Origin of the sequence: Streptomyces sp. NPDC007025 (assembly GCF_042869455.1) — a bacterium.
GTDB lineage: Bacteria > Actinomycetota > Actinomycetes > Streptomycetales > Streptomycetaceae > Streptomyces.
This window is the reverse complement of sequence record NZ_JBIAFT010000009.1, coordinates 131,540-149,838: the sequence shown is the minus strand read 5'-3', so window position 1 is coordinate 149,838 and position 18,299 is coordinate 131,540. Positions and strand designations below refer to the sequence as shown.

The 18,299-nt window shown below is 72.2% G+C and carries 17 protein-coding genes; 16 read left to right on the top strand and 1 reads right to left on the bottom strand.

What is annotated here, in order from left to right:
• The first annotated feature begins 106 nt into the window (after positions 1 to 106).
• The 4 genes from ACFYMO_RS19010 to nusB all read left to right on the top strand — a co-directional run bounded on the left by ACFYMO_RS19010 (position 107) and on the right by nusB (position 3,505).
• Complete coding sequence (locus ACFYMO_RS19010; RefSeq protein ID WP_366771980.1) at positions 107 to 1,078, top strand: AAA family ATPase; 972 nt, start codon at positions 107 to 109, stop codon at positions 1,076 to 1,078.
• A gap of 190 nt (positions 1,079 to 1,268) precedes the next feature.
• On the top strand, positions 1,269 to 2,426 hold the full coding sequence (locus tag ACFYMO_RS19005; RefSeq protein WP_388547560.1) for an aminopeptidase P family protein: 1,158 nt from the start codon (positions 1,269 to 1,271) through the stop codon (positions 2,424 to 2,426).
• 84 nt (positions 2,427 to 2,510) lie between these two features.
• Positions 2,511 to 3,077, top strand: a complete 567-nt coding sequence (efp, locus tag ACFYMO_RS19000; RefSeq protein ID WP_019356147.1) for an elongation factor P — start codon at positions 2,511 to 2,513, stop codon at positions 3,075 to 3,077.
• Between the two features lie 2 nt (positions 3,078 to 3,079).
• Positions 3,080 to 3,505 carry a transcription antitermination factor NusB gene (gene nusB / locus ACFYMO_RS18995; protein WP_019356148.1) on the top strand — a complete coding sequence of 142 codons (426 nt, stop codon included), beginning with the start codon at positions 3,080 to 3,082 and terminating at the stop codon, positions 3,503 to 3,505.
• 330 nt (positions 3,506 to 3,835) lie between these two features.
• Here the strand turns inward: nusB and bldD are convergent, their stop codons facing one another.
• Positions 3,836 to 4,336 carry a transcriptional regulator BldD gene (gene bldD, locus ACFYMO_RS18990; protein ID WP_019356149.1) on the bottom strand — a complete coding sequence of 167 codons (501 nt, stop codon included), beginning with the start codon at positions 4,334 to 4,336 and terminating at the stop codon, positions 3,836 to 3,838.
• 239 nt (positions 4,337 to 4,575) lie between these two features.
• Between bldD and pyrR the strand changes: the two genes are divergently transcribed.
• From pyrR to coaBC, 12 genes are all read left to right on the top strand, one after another.
• Positions 4,576 to 5,226: a bifunctional pyr operon transcriptional regulator/uracil phosphoribosyltransferase PyrR gene (gene pyrR / locus ACFYMO_RS18985; protein WP_366771978.1), complete on the top strand. Its 651-nt coding sequence runs from the start codon at positions 4,576 to 4,578 to the stop codon at positions 5,224 to 5,226.
• Positions 5,227 to 5,414: 188 nt separating this feature from the next.
• The gene (locus ACFYMO_RS18980) at positions 5,415 to 6,455 is read left to right on the top strand and encodes an aspartate carbamoyltransferase catalytic subunit (RefSeq protein ID WP_366771977.1); all 1,041 of its coding nucleotides are present in this window, start codon (positions 5,415 to 5,417) and stop codon (positions 6,453 to 6,455) included.
• 1 nt (position 6,456) lies between these two features.
• Entirely contained in the window at positions 6,457 to 7,752 is a 1,296-nt protein-coding gene (locus ACFYMO_RS18975; protein WP_366771976.1) for a dihydroorotase, read from the top strand.
• Between the two features lie 14 nt (positions 7,753 to 7,766).
• Complete coding sequence (locus ACFYMO_RS18970) at positions 7,767 to 8,366, top strand: hypothetical protein (protein ID WP_366771975.1); 600 nt, start codon at positions 7,767 to 7,769, stop codon at positions 8,364 to 8,366.
• Complete coding sequence (gene carA, locus ACFYMO_RS18965) at positions 8,366 to 9,520, top strand: glutamine-hydrolyzing carbamoyl-phosphate synthase small subunit (protein WP_366772047.1); 1,155 nt, start codon at positions 8,366 to 8,368, stop codon at positions 9,518 to 9,520. The genes ACFYMO_RS18970 and carA overlap by 1 nt, the downstream gene beginning before the upstream one ends.
• Entirely contained in the window at positions 9,513 to 12,833 is a 3,321-nt protein-coding gene (gene carB / locus ACFYMO_RS18960; RefSeq protein WP_388547553.1) for a carbamoyl-phosphate synthase large subunit, read from the top strand. The genes carA and carB overlap by 8 nt, the downstream gene beginning before the upstream one ends.
• A gap of 166 nt (positions 12,834 to 12,999) precedes the next feature.
• Positions 13,000 to 14,115: a quinone-dependent dihydroorotate dehydrogenase gene (locus ACFYMO_RS18955; RefSeq protein ID WP_366771973.1), complete on the top strand. Its 1,116-nt coding sequence runs from the start codon at positions 13,000 to 13,002 to the stop codon at positions 14,113 to 14,115.
• Positions 14,112 to 14,981 carry an orotidine-5'-phosphate decarboxylase gene (pyrF, locus tag ACFYMO_RS18950; protein ID WP_388547549.1) on the top strand — a complete coding sequence of 290 codons (870 nt, stop codon included), beginning with the start codon at positions 14,112 to 14,114 and terminating at the stop codon, positions 14,979 to 14,981. The genes ACFYMO_RS18955 and pyrF overlap by 4 nt, the downstream gene beginning before the upstream one ends.
• Positions 14,982 to 15,297: 316 nt before the next feature.
• Complete coding sequence (locus ACFYMO_RS18945; RefSeq protein ID WP_019356158.1) at positions 15,298 to 15,621, top strand: integration host factor; 324 nt, start codon at positions 15,298 to 15,300, stop codon at positions 15,619 to 15,621.
• 37 nt (positions 15,622 to 15,658) lie between these two features.
• Entirely contained in the window at positions 15,659 to 16,255 is a 597-nt protein-coding gene (gmk, locus tag ACFYMO_RS18940; RefSeq protein ID WP_388547545.1) for a guanylate kinase, read from the top strand.
• A 68-nt stretch (positions 16,256 to 16,323) separates the two neighbouring features.
• Positions 16,324 to 16,602 carry a DNA-directed RNA polymerase subunit omega gene (gene rpoZ / locus ACFYMO_RS18935; protein ID WP_019356160.1) on the top strand — a complete coding sequence of 93 codons (279 nt, stop codon included), beginning with the start codon at positions 16,324 to 16,326 and terminating at the stop codon, positions 16,600 to 16,602.
• Positions 16,603 to 16,706: 104 nt separating this feature from the next.
• Positions 16,707 to 17,960: a bifunctional phosphopantothenoylcysteine decarboxylase/phosphopantothenate--cysteine ligase CoaBC gene (gene coaBC / locus ACFYMO_RS18930; protein ID WP_388547541.1), complete on the top strand. Its 1,254-nt coding sequence runs from the start codon at positions 16,707 to 16,709 to the stop codon at positions 17,958 to 17,960.
• Positions 17,961 to 18,299 lie beyond the last annotated feature (339 nt).

Genomic DNA, 18,299 nt, shown 5'->3' with positions numbered 1-18,299 from the left:
TCCGGCCGTTCACACGGAGACGGACGGGGAAGGTACCGTCAGTATTCGCACAACACTCGGCGTTGCGCCGCAGCGCCTTCACACGTGGGACGGAGTTGGGGTCCGGATGCAGCACAACGGTGCCCGAGGCGCCTACGGAGGCTTCGGGGCGCAGTGGTCCGCACCCCCGCCGGCCCCCGGTGCCCGTTCGGCGCCGGAACCGGCGCCGCAGCATCCCCATCAGGCGCCACCGCCGCGCCCACACCATCAGGCCCCTCCGCCGCAGCCGCCCCGCCCGCACGCGCCGGCCCCACAGCCGACTCAGCCGCCGCATCCTGCGCAGCCGCCTCAGCAGCACCCGCGTCCTCTTCCGGACCGGGCTCCGGCCGACCCCGCGCCGCCCGGGCCCCCCGCGGGCGCACCCCCGCAGCCCGGCAGCGCTCCGCCCGGGGGAGAGGCGACGGGCCACGTCAAGCTCCCCCCGGGGGCGCCGGTCGAGGTCCCGGCCCCCGGCGCCACCCCGGCCCAGCTGGACGCCACCCGGGCCGCGGTCGCCGTCCTGCTGATCGGGCCGGCCGGTGCGGGCAAGACCACGGTCGCCCGCTACTGGGCCGGGCACCGAGCGGTCCCCACGGCCCACATCAGCCTCGACGACGTACGCGAGTGGGTGCACTCGGGCTTCGCCGACCCGCAGACGGGCTGGAACGAGAACTCCGAGGCCCAGTACCGGCTGGCCCGGCGGACCTGCGGCTTCGCGGCCCGCAACTTCCTGGCCAACGGTATCTCCTGCATCCTGGACGACGCGGTCTTCCCCGACTGGCCCGTCATCGGGCTCGGCGGCTGGAAGCGGCACGTGGGCCCCGGCCTCATCCCCGTGGTGCTGCTGCCCGGGCTGGACATCGTCCTGGAACGGAACGCGGAGCGCACCGGCAACAGGCGGCTCGCCGACGAGGAGGTGGCGCACATCCACGGCCGGATGGCGGGCTGGTACAGCTCCGGGCTGCCGATCATCGACAACTCGCGCCAGGACGTGGCCAGCACCGCGCGCATGCTGGACAACGTGGTCGCCCGCAGCCTGGCCAGCCCGGTGAGCTGGTGACCGGCGGCGGCAGCGCTGTTCCGGGTGCCCTCTCGGGGGCGATCCCGGGGCGTCCGCCGGGCCCCGGTGCGGCCCGGCGCTCCCGTACGGCCGCGCCGCCGTCCGGCAGGTGAGCTGACCATTGTTCCCGAGTCGCCCGCACGGCCGTGTCCGGGCGGCCGTCCGGCCGGGCGCTGCGTACCCTCGGCATATGTCCGAGGTGCATGTGTCCCGCCGTGCCCGGCTGCGTGACCGCTGCGCGGCGAGCACCGCCCACGACGGCCCCGCCGACGCGGTGCTGATCTCCCGTCCCGCCAATGTCCGGTACCTGACCGGCCGCGCGGCACCCGGCAGCGTCCTGCTGCTGGGGCCGGACGGCGCGGACACCCTGGTGTCGGCTCCGGGGGAGGGCCCGGCCAACGGCGCCCACCCGGCCGACGACCTGCGCGAGCTCACCCTGGAGGTGCCGAGCGGGACGGATTCCGCCGAGACGCACGGCGCCGCCGGGTACGACGCCGCCGTGGCCGCCGCCGGGATCGCCGAGCGGAGCGGTGCCGGTGCGCTGGCCGTGGAGGAGCACCATCTGACCGTCGCGCGGCACCGGGCACTGGCGGCCGTCGCGCCCTCGGTGCGGCTCGCGGACCTCGGGCTGGCGGTGGAACAGCAGCGGGTGATCAAGGACGAGGAGGAGATCTCCGCGCTGCGGGTCGCCGCGGAGATCACCGATCAGGCCCTCGGCGAGCTGCTGGAGTCGATCCTGGTGGGGCGTACCGAACGGCATCTCGCGCTGGAACTGGAGCGCCGACTCATCGACCACGGCGCCGAGGGCGCCGCACTGCCCACCTCGGTCGCGGCCGGTCCCAACTCCGGGCTGCCCGGCCACCGGCCGACCGACCGGCGGGTGGAGGAGGGGGATTTTCTCTCCGTGCGGCTGGGCGCCCGCTACCGTGGATACGGCTGCCAGATCGGCCGCACCTTCGTCATCGGCACCGCGCCCGAGACCTGGCAGATCGAGCTCTACGACACCGTCTTCGCCGCTCAGCGGGCTGCCAGGGAGTCGCTGGGGCCGGGTACCGAGTGCCGTGAGGTGGACCGCGCCGCGCGCCAGGTGCTGGCGGCGGCGGGGCACGGAGCGGCGCTGGGGGAGTCGACGGGGCACGGGGTCGGCCTGGAAATCGGTGAGGACCCTCGGCTGTCGCCCGAGGCCGTGGGTAAACTGGACGCTTGTGTGCCGGTCACCGTCGAACCGGGGGTCCATCTCCCGGGCCGGGGCGGTGTCCGGATCGACGACACACTCGTCGTCCGCCCGCAGGCGGACGGCGGACCCGAGCTACTCACCATCACGACCAAGGAGCTGCTCGCCCTCTAGCCCCCGCGGGGGCTCAGCCCACGGGCCGTCGGAGGCGTGGCAGTCGCCCTGGTCTCCGCAGCAGTCTCAGGAGATTCCGCAACCGTGGCATCCACGAACGACCTCAAGAACGGCATGGTGCTCAAGCTCGACGGTGGCCAGCTCTGGTCCGTTGTCGAGTTCCAGCACGTCAAGCCCGGCAAGGGGCCGGCTTTTGTCCGTACGAAGCTGAAGAACGTCCTCTCCGGCAAGATCGTCGACAAGACGTTCAACGCGGGCACCAAGGTCGAGACGGCCACCGTGGACCGACGGGACATGCAGTTCTCGTACATGGACGGCGACTACTTCGTCTTCATGGACATGCAGACCTTCGACCAGCTCCACATCGACCGCAAGACCGTCGGTGACGCGGCCAACTACCTGATCGAGGGCTTCGACGCCACCGTCGCGCAGCACGAGGGCGAGGTGCTCTACGTCGAGCTGCCCGCCGCTGTCGAGCTCAAGATCAAGCACACCGAACCGGGTGTCCAGGGCGACCGCTCCACCGGTGGCTCCAAGCCCGCCGAGCTGGAGACCGGCTACAGCATCCAGGTGCCGCTCTTCATCACGACCGATGAGAAGATCAAGGTCGACACGCGCTCCGGCGAGTACCTCGGCCGGGTGAACAACTAACCGTGGCCGCACGCAACAAGGCCCGCAAGCGCGCCTTCCAGATCCTCTTCGAGGCCGACCAGCGCGGTGCCGACGTACGCACCGTGCTCGCGGACTGGTTGCGGCTCGCCCGGACGGATTCCCGGCAGCCGCCGGTCTCCGAGTACACGATGACCCTCGTCGAGGGCTACGCGGGCAACGCCGCGCGTATCGACGAGCTGCTGTCCACCTACGCGGTCGACTGGACCCTGGACCGGATGCCCGACGTGGACCGGGGCATCCTGCGGCTGGGCCTCTACGAGCTGCTGTGGGTGGACGAGGTGCCCGACGCGGTCGCCATCGACGAGGCCGTCCAGCTCGCCAAGGAGTTCTCGACGGACGAGTCGCCGGGCTTCGTCAACGGCCTGCTCGGCCGGTTGAAGGAGCTCAAGCCGACACTCCTGCGCTGAAAACCCGCCCGCCGCGGCGGGGAGGGCTTTCCGCTCTTCCCGCCGGCAGGAGGTGCCCGGCCCGTCGGCAGCGGGTGTCCCGGTCCGATGACCGGAGAGCACGGCTGCGACGCCGGAGCAGCGGCCGCGGGAAACGGAACCGGCGGCGCCGGACCGACCACGACCCGTCCGAGGACGGGTGGGGCCGGTCCGGCACCGCCGGTCTGCGCCGCGGAGCGGATCGCCGCCGCGCGGCGGGCAGGATGCCCGGCGCCGGCGGATGTGCTGCCCGACGTCGAGGAGCCGGACCCCCTCGACGGAACGAGGGGGAGGGTCTCCTCGGCGAGCGGGTCAGACCTCTTCGTGCGAGACGGCCCGGCGGGCGTCCGCGTCGAGCACGCCCCAGCCGATGAGCTGCTCCGTCAGCACGGAGGGCGACTGATCGTAGATGACGGCCAGGGTCCGCAGGTCGTCCTGGCGGATGGAGAGGACCTTGCCGTTGTAGTCCCCGCGCTGCGACTGGATCGTCGCCGCGTACCGCTGGAGCGGACCCGCCTTGTCGGCCGGGACGTGGGCCAGGCGCTCCAGGTCGAGCACCAGCTTCGGCGGCGGCTCGGCGGCCCCGCCCGGAGTGGTGCCCGGCAGCAGCTCCTGCACCGGCACTCCGTAGAAGTCGGCCAACTCGGCGAGGCGCTGCACGGTCACGGCCCGGTCGCCGCGCTCGTACGAGCCCACCACGACCGCCTTCCAGCGGCCCTGGGACTTCTCCTCGACACCGTGGAGGGAGAGGCCCTGCTGGGTGCGGATGGCGCGGAGCTTGGCTCCGAGCTGTTTGGCGTATTCGCTGGACATATGGCTCCCCGGACGCTGTTTCGCTGAGCGGCTGCGCCATGCGGTTCGCTGCGCCGCGCGCTTCGTAACTCACTGTGAGGTTACGCAGCGTAATGTGCCGCGTCAAGCCGAGGGGGGCCGAACGGCTGGCTCCGCCCCCTCATACGGACCGGTGAGCGGGTCCTGGTAGCGTTGACGGGCAACAGCAAGACGTCCTTTAAGGCCCGTCCCGTGAGGCGGGGAAGGAGGTCCGATTCTTCATGGACGACCACACTCCGAGCCTGCATCCGGCGCGCCCCGTGCTGGAGGCCCCGGACATCATGCGGGTGCTCACCCGCATCGCCCACGAGATCGTCGAGCGCGCCAAGGGCGCCGACGACGTGGTGCTTCTCGGCATTCCCACCCGCGGTGTCTTCCTCGCCCGGCGGCTGGCCGCCAAGCTGCAGGAGATCACCGGCAGCGCGATCCCGGTCGGCTCGCTCGACATCACGATGTACCGGGACGATCTCCGCCTCGGCCCCGCGCGGGCCCTCGCGCACACCGAGATCCCGGCCGACGGGGTCGACGGACGGCTCGTCGTGCTCGTCGACGACGTACTCTATTCCGGCCGCACCATTCGTGCCGCTCTGGATGCCCTGGGTGACATCGGTCGTCCGCGGGCGGTGCAACTCGCCGTCCTCGTGGACCGCGGTCACCGCGAGCTTCCGATCCGCGCCGACTACGTCGGCAAGAACCTGCCCACCTCGCAGCGCGAGACCGTCAAGGTCCAGCTCACCGAGGAGGACGGGCACGACGGCGTCCTGCTCGGCACCCGCCGCCCCGCGTCCGAGGCGTCCGGCGCGGAGTCCGAGGCGGAGTCCGGCGCCGGGAGAACGGCAGCAGGCCGCCCCGGTAACGCCCCGGCGGGCTAGCGCCCGCTCCACCGCGCCGCACGCGCCCGCGCGGTGCGCATGCCGCCGCGCGCGGCACGCCACCGCACGCCCCGGCGCTCGCCCTCCCCGGTCTGCCCGCACGCGCACGCGCACGCTGCCCCGGCGCGCCCGCGCGCGAGCTCTCGCGACGACCTCACATCCCACCCACGGAAGGCCCAAGGCAAAAGATGAAGCGTCACCTCATCTCGGCCGCCGACCTCACCCGCGACGACGCCGTCCTCATCCTCGACACTGCCGAGGAGATGGCCCGGTTCGCCGACCGGCCGATCAAGAAGCTGCCCACCCTGCGCGGCCGCACCATCGTCAACCTCTTCTTCGAGGACTCCACCCGCACCCGGATCTCCTTCGAAGCGGCCGCCAAGCGGCTGTCCGCCGACGTCATCAACTTCTCCGCCAAGGGCTCCTCCGTCTCCAAGGGCGAGTCCCTCAAGGACACCGCGCTGACCCTGGAGGCCATGGGGGCCGACGCCGTGGTCATCCGGCACCACGAGTCCGGGGCCCCGCACCGGCTGGCCACCTCCGAGTGGATCGGCGGCTCCGTCATCAACGCGGGCGACGGCACCCACGAGCACCCCACCCAGGCGCTGCTGGACGCCTTCACCGTGCGCCGCCGGCTGGTGGGCCGGGAGGGGGCCGCCCTCGACGGCCGGCGGATCACGATCGTGGGCGACATCCTGCACAGCCGGGTGGCCCGCTCCAACGTCCAGCTGCTGAGCACCCTGGGCGCCCACGTCACGCTCGTCGCGCCGCCCACCCTGCTGCCCATCGGCGTGGAGCGCTGGCCGTGCGAGGTCTCCTACGACCTGGACGCCGTGCTGGCCAAGTCCGACGCCGTGATGATGCTGCGTGTCCAGCGGGAGCGGATGAACGCGGCCTTCTTCCCCACCGAGCGTGAGTACGCCCGCCGCTACGGCCTCGACGGCGAGCGCATGGCGCGGATGCCCGAACACGCCGTGGTGATGCACCCCGGACCGATGAACCGCGGGATGGAGATCACCGCCGAGGTGGCCGACTCGCCCCGCTGCACCGCCGTCGAACAGGTCGCCAACGGCGTCAGCATCCGGATGGCCGTGATGTACCTGCTGCTCGGCGGCGCCGAACCGGCCCTCTCCCGCTCCGAGGAGAGTCGCGCCGAGACCGCGCCCGCCGAGGCCGCATCCACCGCGGCAGCCCGCACCGGGGCACCCCGTACCGAGGAGGACAACTGAGATGACTGAGCAGAAGAAGACGCTGCTGCGCGGTGCCAAGGTCCTCGGCGGCGAGCCGCAGGACGTCCTGATCGAGGGCACGCTGATCGCCGGTGTCGGACCGGGGCTGGAGGCGGCCGGCGCGGAGGTGGTCGAGACCGGCGGCGCCGTGCTGCTGCCCGGCCTGGTCGACCTGCACACCCATCTGCGCGAGCCCGGCCGCGAGGACTCCGAGACCGTGCTGACGGGCACCCGGGCCGCCGCCAAGGGCGGCTACACCGCCGTGCACGCCATGGCCAACACCTTCCCCGTCGCCGACACGGCCGGCGTGGTCGAGCAGGTGTGGCGGCTGGGCAAGGAGTACGGCTACTGCGACGTGCGCCCGGTCGGAGCCGTCACCGTCGGCCTGGAGGGCAAGCAGCTCGCCGAGCTGGGAGCCATGCACGACTCCGCCGCCGGGGTGCGGGTCTTCTCCGACGACGGCAAGTGCGTCGACGACGCGGTGATCATGCGGCGCGCGCTGGAGTACGTGAAGGCGTTCGACGGCGTCGTCGCCCAGCACGCCCAGGAGCCGCGGCTGACCGCCGGTGCCCAGATGAACGAGGGCATCGTCTCGGCCGAGCTGGGCCTGCAGGGCTGGCCGGCCGTCGCCGAGGAGTCGATCATCGCCCGGGACGTGCTGCTGGCCGCGCACGTCGGCTCGCGGGTGCACATCTGTCACCTGTCGACCGCCGGTTCCGTGGAGATCGTGCGCTGGGCCAAGTCCAAGGGCTGGAACGTGACCGCCGAGGTCACCCCGCACCATCTGCTGCTCACCGACGAGCTCGTCCGGTCCTACAACCCGGTCTACAAGGTCAACCCGCCGCTGCGCACCGAGGCCGACGTGCTGGCGCTCCGCGAGGCGCTGGCCGACGGCACCATCGACTGCGTCGCCACCGACCACGCACCGCACCCGCACGAGGACAAGGACTGCGAGTGGGGTGCGGCCGCCATGGGCATGGTCGGCCTGGAGACCGCGCTGTCCGTGGTGCAGCACACCATGGTCGACACCGGACTGCTGGACTGGGCGCAGGTCGCCGACCGGATGTCCCACCGGCCCGCGGAGATCGGCCGCCTGGCGGGCCACGGCCGCCCCGTCTCACCCGGTGAGCCGGCGAACCTGGTGCTGCTGGACGCGGACTACCGTGGACAGGTGGACCCCGCCGGCTTCGCCTCCCGCAGCGCCAACACCCCCTACCAGGGTCGTGAGCTGCCCGGCCGCGTCATCGGCAGCTGGCTGCGGGGTCGGCCGACGGTCGTTGACGGGAAACTCGTGTGAGCAGTGTGAGCAGTGTGAGTGCAACAACCAACCTCCCCCTGCTCGGCCTCGCCGCCGAGCAGAAGTCACAGCAGGTCACCGACTGGGCCGCCCGGATCGGCTGGGTCGTGGGTCTCGTCCTGTTCATCGCGCTCCTCTACTGGCTGATGCGGCAGGGCTGGAAGTGGCGCGGCACCCTTCAGAGCGACCTGCCGGAGCTGCCGCAGCCGCCCGAGGACACCGGCGAGCCGCTGCTGACCGGCACCGGCCGCTACCACGGCTCCACGAGCGCGGGCCAGTGGCTCGACCGGATCGTCGCGCACGGCCTGGGCACCCGCAGCCGCGCCGAGCTGACGCTCAGCCCGCGGGGACTGGACGCCCGCCGGCCCGCGGCGCAGGACTTCTTCGTCCCCGCCGACCGGCTGCGCGGCGCCCGCCTCGACACCGGCATCGCCGGCAAGGTGCTCACCGAGGGCGGCCTGCTGGTCGTCACCTGGGAGCACGGCGGACGGCGACTGGACTCCGGATTCCGCCTCGACCACTCGGCCGAGCAGGCCCGGTGGGTCGAGAAGATCAACGCAATGTGCGGCGACAACGGCGTCGCGGCAATGCAGCAGCACAAGGAAGGCGCATGATGACGACCTCCACCAGGGGAGCGACCGGAACCACGGCGGAACCCGCCCTTCTCGTCCTGGAGGACGGCCGCACCTTCCGCGGGCGCGCCTACGGGGCCGTGGGCGAGACCCTCGGCGAAGCCGTGTTCTCCACCGGGATGACCGGGTACCAGGAGACCCTCACCGACCCCTCCTACCACCGCCAGGTCGTCGTCATGACGGCCCCGCACGTCGGCAACACCGGCGTCAACGACGAGGACCCCGAGTCGGCCCGCATCTGGGTGGCCGGCTACGTCGTCCGCGACCCCGCGCGCACCCCCTCCAACTGGCGTGCCACCCGCACCCTGGACCAGGAGCTGCGCGACCAGGGTGTGGTGGGCATCAGCGGTGTCGACACCCGCGCCCTCACCCGCCACCTGCGCGAGCGCGGCGCCATGCGCGTCGGGATCTTCTCCGGCGGGGCCTGCGCGGACGGCGAGGAGAAGCTGCTGGCCCGGGTGCGGGAGGCACCCGCGATGAAGGGCGCCGACCTCGCCGGCGAGGTCGCGACCCGGCAGGCGTACGTGGTCCCCGCGGTCGGTGAGAAGCGCTTCACCGTGGCGGCGGTCGACCTCGGCATCAAGGGCATGACCCCGCACCGGATGGCCGAGCGCGGTGCGGAGGTGCATGTGCTCCCCGCCACCGCCACGGCCGAGGACGTCTACGCAGTGGCGCCCGACGGCGTCTTCTTCTCCAACGGCCCCGGCGACCCGGCCACCGCCGAGCACCCGGTGGCCCTGATGCGCGAGGTCCTGGACCGCGGCACCCCGCTGTTCGGCATCTGCTTCGGCAACCAGATCCTCGGCCGCGCCCTCGGGTTCGGCACGTTCAAGCTCAAGTACGGCCACCGCGGGATCAACCAGCCCGTCCAGGACCGGACGACCGGCAAGGTCGAGGTCACCGCGCACAACCACGGCTTCGCCGTGGACGCGCCGCTCGACCGCGTCACCGAGACCCCCTACGGACGTGCCGAGGTCTCGCACGTCTGCCTGAACGACGGCGTGGTCGAGGGGCTGCGGCTCCTGGACCGGCCCGTCTTCAGCGTCCAGTACCACCCCGAAGCGGCAGCGGGACCGCACGACGCCGCCTACCTGTTCGACCGCTTCGTCAAGCTCATGGAGGACCAGCGTGCCTAAGCGCACCGATATCCAGTCCGTCCTGGTCATCGGCTCGGGACCGATCGTCATCGGGCAGGCCGCCGAGTTCGACTACTCCGGCACCCAGGCGTGCCGCGTGCTCAAGGCCGAGGGCCTGCGCGTGATCCTGGTCAACTCCAACCCGGCCACGATCATGACCGACCCGGAGATCGCCGACGCCACCTACGTCGAGCCGATCACTCCCGACTTCGTCGAGAAGATCATCGCCAAGGAGCGCCCCGACGCGCTGCTGCCCACCCTCGGCGGCCAGACGGCGCTCAACACCGCGATCTCCCTGCACGAGGCGGGCACCCTGGACGCCCACGGTGTCGAGCTGATCGGCGCCAACGTCGAGGCCATCAACAAGGGCGAGGACCGCGACCGGTTCAAGGAGGTCGTCGAGGCCGTCCGCGGCAAGATCGGGCACGGCGAGTCCGCGCGCTCCTACATCTGCCACTCGATGGACGACGTGCTGAGCGGCGTCGAGGAGCTCGGCGGCTACCCGGTCGTCGTACGCCCCTCCTTCACCATGGGCGGCGCCGGCTCCGGCTTCGCCCACGACGAGGAGGAGCTGCGGCGCATCGCCGGACAGGGCCTGACCCTCTCGCCCACCACCGAGGTGCTCCTGGAGGAGTCCATCCTCGGCTGGAAGGAGTACGAGCTGGAGCTGATGCGCGACCACAACGACAACGTCGTGGTCGTCTGCTCCATCGAGAACTTCGACCCGATGGGTGTGCACACCGGCGACTCGATCACGGTCGCGCCCGCCATGACGCTCACCGACCGCGAGTACCAGATCCTCCGGGACATCGGGATCGCGGTCATTCGCGAGGTCGGCGTGGACACCGGCGGCTGCAACATCCAGTTCGCCGTCAACCCCGCCGACGGCCGCATCGTCGTCATCGAGATGAACCCGCGGGTCTCCCGGTCCTCGGCGCTCGCCTCCAAGGCCACCGGATTCCCCATCGCGAAGATCGCCGCGAAGCTCGCGGTGGGCTACACGCTGGACGAGATCCCCAACGACATCACCGAGGAGACCCCGGCCTCCTTCGAGCCCACGCTCGACTACGTCGTGGTCAAGGCCCCCCGGTTCGCCTTCGAGAAGTTCCCCGCCGCGGACTCCCGGCTGACCACCACCATGAAGTCGGTCGGCGAGGCCATGGCCATCGGCCGGAACTTCACCGAGGCGCTGAACAAGGCGCTGCGCTCGCTGGAGAAGAAGGACAGCCAGTTCGACTTCGCCACCCCGGTCGCCGAGCTCGGCGACAAGGCCGAGCTGCTCGTCGAGGCCGAGCGTCCCACCGACGGCCGGATCAACACCGTGATGGCCGCCATCCGGGCCGGCGCCACCCCGCAGGAGGTCTTCGACGCGACGAAGATCGACCCCTGGTTCATCGACCAGCTCTTCCTCGTCAAGGAGACGGCCGACGAGATCGCCGCGGCTCCCGAACTGAGCCCGGCGATGTTCGCAGAGGCGAAGCGGCACGGCTTCTCGGACGCGCAGATCGGCGCCGTCCGCTCGCTGCGCGAGGACGTGGTGCGCGAGGTGCGGCACGCGCTGGGCATCCGCCCGGTCTACAAGACCGTGGACACCTGCGCGGCCGAGTTCGCAGCCCGCACGCCGTACTTCTACTCCTCCTACGACGAGGAGAGCGAGGTCGCACCCCGCGAGAAGCCCGCGGTGATCATCCTCGGCTCCGGGCCCAACCGCATCGGCCAGGGCATCGAGTTCGACTACTCGTGCGTCCACGCCTCCTTCGCGCTGGGCGACGCCGGGTACGAGACCGTGATGGTCAACTGCAACCCGGAGACCGTCTCCACCGACTACGACACCTCCGACCGGCTCTACTTCGAGCCGCTCACCCTGGAGGACGTCCTGGAGGTCGTCCACGCCGAACAGCAGGCGGGCCCGGTCGCCGGGGTGCTCGTCCAGCTGGGCGGCCAGACCCCGCTGGGTCTCGCCCAGGCGCTCAAGGACAACGGTGTGCCCATCGTCGGCACCTCGCCGGAGGCCATCGAGCTGGCCGAGGAGCGCGGCGCGTTCGGCCGGGTGCTCACCGAGGCCGGGCTGCCCGCCCCCAAGTACGGCACCGCCTTCTCCTTCGAGCAGGCCAAGGGCATCGCCGCCGAGATCGGCTACCCCGTCATGGTCCGCCCCTCCTACGTGCTGGGCGGCCGCGGCATGGAGATCGTCTACGACGAGGCCTCGCTGGAGTCCTACCTGGAGCGGCACGCCGGGCTGATCGAGCAGCACCCGGTCCTCATCGACCGGTTCCTCGACGACGCCATCGAGATCGACGTGGACGCCCTCTACGACGGCCACGAGCTCTACCTCGGCGGCGTCATGGAGCACATCGAGGAGGCCGGCATCCACTCCGGCGACTCCGCCTGCGCGCTGCCCCCGATCACCCTCGGCGGCTACGACATCAAGCGGCTGCGCGCCTCCACCGAGGCCATCGCCCGCGGGGTCGGGGTGCGGGGACTGATCAACATCCAGTTCGCGATGGCCGGCGACATCCTCTACGTGCTGGAGGCCAATCCGCGCGCCTCCCGCACCGTGCCGTTCACCTCCAAGGCCACCGCCGTCCCGCTCGCGAAGGCCGCGGCCCGGGTGTCGCTGGGCGCCACCCTCGCCGAGCTGCGCGCCGAGGGCCTGCTGCCCGCCGAGGGCGACGGCGGCGACCTGCCGCTGGACGCGCCGATCTCCGTCAAGGAGGCGGTCATGCCCTGGAGCAGGTTCCGCGATGTGCAGGGCCGCGGCGTGGACACCGTGCTGGGTCCGGAGATGCGCTCGACCGGCGAGGTGATGGGCATCGACTCGGTGTTCGGCACCGCCTACGCCAAGTCCCAGGCCGGCGCGTACGGAGCCCTGCCGGGCAAGGGCCGGGCGTTCGTCTCGGTCGCCAACCGCGACAAGCGTTCGCTGATCTTCCCGGCGCGGGAGCTGGTGGCCATGGGATTCGAGCTGCTGGCGACCTCCGGTACCGCGGAGGTTCTCAAGCGCAACGGGATCAACGCCACCGTCGTCCGCAAGCAGAGCCAGGGCACCGGCCCGGCCGGGGAGCCGACCATCGTGCAGCTCATCCACGACGGCGAGGTGGACCTGATCGTCAACACCCCGTACGGCACGGGCGGCCGGCTGGACGGCTACGACATCCGCACGGCGGCCGTCGCCCGGGCGGTGCCCTGCCTGACGACCGTGCAGGCGCTGGCCGCCGCCGTGCAGGGCATCGACGCGATGGCCCGCGACGAGGTCAGTGTGCGCTCGCTGCAGGAGCACGCCCGGCACCTGGTCGCCTCCCGCAGGAGCTGACCCCGGCCCCGCCCGTCCCCCTCCGGAGCCCCCGGAGCCCCGGCGGCGCCCGCCGAGCCGGACCCCGCCCGGACCCCCGCGTCCGGGCGGCCCGGCGCCGCCGCCCGCACGGCCCCGGGGCGGGACGGGCGGGCCGGCCGGCTCCCCTCACAGGAACCCCTCCCACATGTACAGACTCCTCTTCCGTACCGTCTTCTGCCGCATGGACCCCGAGCGGGCCCACCACCTGGCCTTCTCCTGGATCCGCAGGGCGGCGGCCACCCCCGTGCTCCGCACCTTCACGGCAGCGGCACTCGCCCCGCGCGACCGGCGCCTCCGCGTCGAGGCGCTGGGCCGCCGCATGCACGGCCCGTTCGGCCTCGCCGCCGGGTTCGACAAGAACGCGGAGGGGATCGACGGGCTCGCCATGCTCGGCTTCGACCACGTCGAGGTCGGTACCGTCACCGGCAGTGCCCAGCCGGGAAACCCGAAGAAGCGGCTGTTCCGCCTCGTCGAGGACCGCGCGCTGATCAACCGGATGGGCTTCAACAACGAGGGCGCGGCCGCCGTCGCGGCGCGGCTGGCCGCCCGGGAACCCGTTTTCCGCCCGACCCTGGGCGTCAACATCGGCAAGACGAAGGCCGTGCCGGAGTCCGAGGCGGTCGCCGACTACGTCACCTCCACCGAGGCGCTGGCGCCGCACGCCGACTACCTTGTCGTCAACGTCTCCTCGCCCAACACCCCCGGCCTGCGCGACCTCCAGGCCACCGAACACCTGCGGCCGCTGCTGACCGCCGTACGGGAGGCGGCCGGCCGCGCCGTGCCCGCGCGCCGCGTCCCGCTGCTGGTCAAGATCGCCCCCGACCTGGCGGACGAGGACGTCGACGCCGTCGCCGACCTGGCCGTCGAGCTGGGCCTGGAAGGGATCATCGCGACCAACACCACCGTCGCCCGGGACGGGCTCGGCCTCACCTGCGCCCCTCAGCTGGCGGCCGAGACCGGCGGGCTGTCCGGCGCACCGGTCGCCGACCGCTCGCTGGAGGTGCTGCGGCGGCTGTACTCCCGGGTCGGGGACCGGCTCGTGCTGGTCGGTGTCGGCGGTGTCGGCACCGCCGAGGACGCCTGGCGCCGCATTCTGGCGGGCGCCACCCTGGTGCAGGGGTACACGGCGTTCCTGTACGAGGGCCCGTTCTGGATGCGCCGGATGCACCGGGGACTGGCCCGGCTGCTGGCGGCCAGCCCGTACACGACCCTCGCCGAGGCCGTCGGCGCCGAACACCGCAGCCAGGAGGGTGCCGCATGACAGCTCAGGGGACGACCGCGGGGAGCTCCGGGGCCCCGGAGCCCTTCGGGGCGCGGCTGCGCTGCGCCATGGACAGCCGGGGGCCGCTGTGCGTGGGGATCGACCCGCACGCCTCTCTGCTGCACGCCTGGGGCCTGGCGGACGACGTCGCCGGGCTGGAGCGGTTCAGCCGCACCGTCGTGGCGGCGCTGGCCGACCGGGTGGCCGTGCTCAAGCCGCAGTCGGCGTTCTACGAGCGCTTCGGCTCGCGCGGCGTCGCCGTACTGGAGCGCACGGTGGCCGAGGCCCGGGGGGCCGGGGCGCTGGTCGTGATGGACGCCAAGCGCGGGGACATCGGCTCCACCATGGACGCCTACGCCGCTGCCTACCTCGATCCGGGCAGCCCGCTCTTCTCCGACGCGCTCACCGTGAGCCCCTACCTGGGCTTCGACGCGCTCGCGCCGGCCGCCGAGGCGGCCGCGGCGAGCGGCGCGGGGCTCTTCGTGCTGGCGCTCACCTCCAACCCGGAGGGGCGGGAGGTGCAGCGTGCGGTCGGCGAGGGCGGCTCCACGGTCGCGGCGACGGTGCTGCGCCGGCTGGCGGAGCGGAACGCGGGCGCCGAGCCGCTGGGCTCCTTCGGCGCGGTGGTCGGCGCCACGCTCGGTGATCTGTCGGCGTTCGACCTGGCGGTGAACGGCCCGCTGCTCGCGCCGGGCATCGGTGCGCAGGGGGCGACCCCGGCGGACCTGCCCGCGGTCTTCGGGGACGCGGTCCGCAACGTGGTGCCGAGCGTCAGCCGCGGTGTGCTCCGGAACGGCCCCGACGAAACCGGACTGAGAGATTCCGCGACGGCGTTCGCGGACGCGGTCCGCACCGCCGTGACCTGAGCCGTCGTGGTTCCGGGGCCGTCCGCGCGCCGGATCGCGTCGCTTTCCGTGCCGGGTCCGGGTCCGCTGTGGGCCGCGCGGCGTCCAAGATCCCACGCTGAGAGCTGAAAACGCACCAAGTATGTCCCGAAAAGTCCAGGTCGGCAGAGGCTGACCTGGACTTTTCGTCTGTTCTCGCTGACTCCGGGGCTCATGCCCGCTAGTCTCCGTCCAGAGCACCGCCAACAGGCGCGTTGCTCGTTGCTCCGCAGGTGTGGGCCTACTAGGTTCCTCACCGATCCGTATCCGACAGTTCGACATCCGAGGTGACGCAGGCGTGGCTCTTCCGCCCCTTACCCCTGAACAGCGCGCAGCCGCGCTCGAAAAGGCCGCCGCGGCTCGCCGGGAGCGCGCCGAGGTCAAGAACCGGCTCAAGCACTCCGGCGCATCCCTGCACGAGGTCATCAAGCAGGGCCAGGAAAACGACGTGATCGGCAAGATGAAGGTCTCCGCGCTTCTGGAGTCCCTGCCCGGCGTCGGCAAGGTCCGCGCCAAGCAGATCATGGAGCGACTGGGAATCTCCGAGAGCCGCCGGGTGCGCGGTCTGGGGTCCAACCAGATCGCCGCGCTGGAGCGCGAGTTCGGCGGCGCCAACGCCTGAGGTCCCGGGCACTCCCGTAAACCGGGATAATCGCTGCATGAGTTCTGCAGTTCCCCGGGGGGAGACCCCGGCACCCCCGGTCGGCACATCGCGACTGACCGTGCTCTCCGGCCCCTCCGGGGTCGGCAAGAGCACGGTCGTCGCACACCTGCGCAAGGCGCACCCAGAGGTCTGGCTCTCCGTCTCCGCCACCACCCGCAGGCCTCGTCCGGGCGAGCGGCACGGCGTGCAGTACTTCTTCGTGGACGACGAGGAGTTCGACAAGCTGATCGCCAACGGCGACCTGCTCGAATGGGCGGAGTTCGCGGGCAACCGCTACGGCACCCCCCGGGGAGCGGTACTGGAGCACCTCGAACGGGGGGAGCCCGTCCTGCTGGAGATCGACCTGCAGGGCGCCCGGCTCGTCCAGGAGTCCATGCCCGAGGCGCAGCTCGTCTTCCTGGCCCCTCCGAGCTGGGAGGAGCTGGTCAGGAGGCTGACCGGCCGGGGCACCGAGGCGCCCGAGGTCATCGAGCGGCGGCTGGAGGCGGCCCGCACCGAGCTGGCGGCCGAGGCCGAGTTCGACCGGACCCTGGTCAACACCTCCGTCGAGGAGGTAGGCGCCGAGCTGCTAGCCTTGATGCGTATCGGCTGACCTCCAGCGCGCCCGGCGCGCTGCCCGTGCGTCGATTCCCGCTCCATCCACCCTTCGGAAGGCAGAGAGTGTCCTCTTCCATCACCACGCCCGAGGGCATCATCAACCCGCCGATTGATGAGCTGCTCGAGGCCACCGACTCGAAGTACAGCCTCGTCATCTACGCCGCCAAGCGCGCGCGTCAGATCAACGCGTACTACTCCCAGCTCGGTGAGGGCCTCCTCGAGTACGTCGGCCCGCTGGTGGACACCCACGTGCACGAGAAGCCGCTGTCCATCGCGCTCCGCGAGATCAACGCCGGACTTCTCACCTCCGAGCCCGTGGAGGCTCCGCCGGTCGTCCCGTAGCCGGTCGGCACCACTTCCACCAGGGGCCCGGCAGCGCGGCTGCCGGGCCCCTGGTGTGTCATAAGGGCGTAGCGGCACGTGTACGGGCATGTGGGGAGAGACGAGTGACGCAGCAGCGGGACGGCCGGCCGGCAGCCGGCAAGCCGAGGGTGGTACTGGGAGTGAGCGGCGGCATCGCCGCCTACAAGGCCTGCGAGCTGGCCCGGCGGCTCACCGAGAGCGGGCACGACGTGCGGGCGGTGCCCACCGCCTCCGCGCTGCACTTCGTCGGCGCCGCCACCTGGTCGGCGCTGACCGGCCACCCGGTGGCCACCGAGGTGTGGGACACGGTGCACGAGGTGCCGCACGTACGGATCGGCCAGGGCGCCGACCTCGTCGTCGTCGCCCCCGCGACCGCGGACCTGCTGGCCAAGGCGGCGCACGGACTCGCCGACGACCTGCTCACCAACACCCTGCTCACCGCGCGCTGCCCCGTCGTCTTCGCCCCCGCGATGCACACCGAGATGTGGGAGCACCCCGCCACCCGGGAGAACGTCGCCACGCTGCGGCGTCGCGGCGCGCTGGTCGTCGAGCCCGCCGTCGGGCGGCTGACCGGGAAGGACACCGGCAAGGGACGGCTGCCGGACCCGGAGGCGCTCTTCGAGGTGTGCCGGCGGGTGCTGCGGCGCGGAGCGGCCGGAGCCGGCCCCGACCTCGCGGGACGCCATGTCGTCGTCAGCGCGGGGGGCACCCGCGAGCCGCTCGACCCGGTGCGCTTCCTGGGTAACCGTTCCACCGGCAAGCAGGGGTACGCGCTCGCCCGCACCGCCGCGGCGCGCGGGGCGCGGGTGACGCTCGTCTCCGCCAACAGCGCGCTGCCGGACCCCGCGGGCGTGGACCTGGTGCGGGTGGGCAGCGCGGAGGAGCTGCGGACCGCCGTGACCGCGGCCGCCGCCGACGCGGACGCGGTGGTGATGGCCGCGGCGGTCGCCGACTTCCGCCCGGCCGGCTATGCCACCGGGAAGATCAAGAAGAAGGCCGGCCAGGAGCCCGAGCCGCTGGCACTGGTCCGGAACCCCGACATCCTCGCCGGGCTCGCCGCGGATCGCCCCCGCCCGGGTCAGGTGGTGGTCGGTTTCGCGGCCGAGACGGACCGGGTGCTGGAGCACGGCCGCGCCAAGCTCGCCGCCAAGGGCTGCGACCTGCTGGTCGTCAACGAGGTGGGGGAGAGCAGGACCTTCGGCTCGGAGGAGAACGAGGCTGTGGTGCTGGGCACCGACGGTAGCGAGACGCCGGTTCCGCACGGGCCGAAGGAGGCGCTCGCGGATACCGTCTGGGACCTGATCGCCGAGCGGCTCCCGGAGCTTCCCCGGGACTGAGCCCGGGGCCCGGTCCGGCACGGCGCGGGAGCCGTCCCGAGGAATGGACGCGGAATCAGAGCTTCCGCCGCGGGGGCGCCGGAAATGTCGACAGGGTGACCGAGTGGGCCGGAAGCCGTCGAACACGGCTGGAACGGCGCTCTTGACCAGCGTCTTCGCTGTCCGACACACCCTGACATATCCAGATCTCCCGTACCCTTCCGGTGCTCCTGGAGTTCGGATCGAGCAGGTCATGGTCGTCTCGTAGTTCGAGAGTCCGTGATTGGATGCGGGTGGAGATGGATAAACTGGCCGCGGACCGTGCTTGGGCGCAGCCCCCGACCGGTCCGCCCATGCTCA

Excerpts from the sequence above, each read along its gene's own strand:
- ACFYMO_RS19010 (WP_366771980.1), top strand. The coding sequence starts at position 107 with ATGCAGCACAACGGTGCCCGAGGCGCCTACGGAGGCTTCGGGGCGCAG.
- ACFYMO_RS19005 (WP_388547560.1), top strand. The coding sequence starts at position 1,269 with ATGTCCGAGGTGCATGTGTCCCGCCGTGCCCGGCTGCGTGACCGCTGC.
- bldD (WP_019356149.1), bottom strand. The coding sequence starts at position 4,336 with ATGTCCAGCGAATACGCCAAACAGCTCGGAGCCAAGCTCCGCGCCATC.
- pyrR (WP_366771978.1), top strand. The coding sequence starts at position 4,576 with ATGGACGACCACACTCCGAGCCTGCATCCGGCGCGCCCCGTGCTGGAG.
- ACFYMO_RS18980 (WP_366771977.1), top strand. The coding sequence starts at position 5,415 with ATGAAGCGTCACCTCATCTCGGCCGCCGACCTCACCCGCGACGACGCC.
- ACFYMO_RS18975 (WP_366771976.1), top strand. The coding sequence starts at position 6,457 with ATGACTGAGCAGAAGAAGACGCTGCTGCGCGGTGCCAAGGTCCTCGGC.
- carA (WP_366772047.1), top strand. The coding sequence starts at position 8,366 with ATGACGACCTCCACCAGGGGAGCGACCGGAACCACGGCGGAACCCGCC.
- ACFYMO_RS18955 (WP_366771973.1), top strand. The coding sequence starts at position 13,000 with ATGTACAGACTCCTCTTCCGTACCGTCTTCTGCCGCATGGACCCCGAG.
- pyrF (WP_388547549.1), top strand. The coding sequence starts at position 14,112 with ATGACAGCTCAGGGGACGACCGCGGGGAGCTCCGGGGCCCCGGAGCCC.
- gmk (WP_388547545.1), top strand. The coding sequence starts at position 15,659 with ATGAGTTCTGCAGTTCCCCGGGGGGAGACCCCGGCACCCCCGGTCGGC.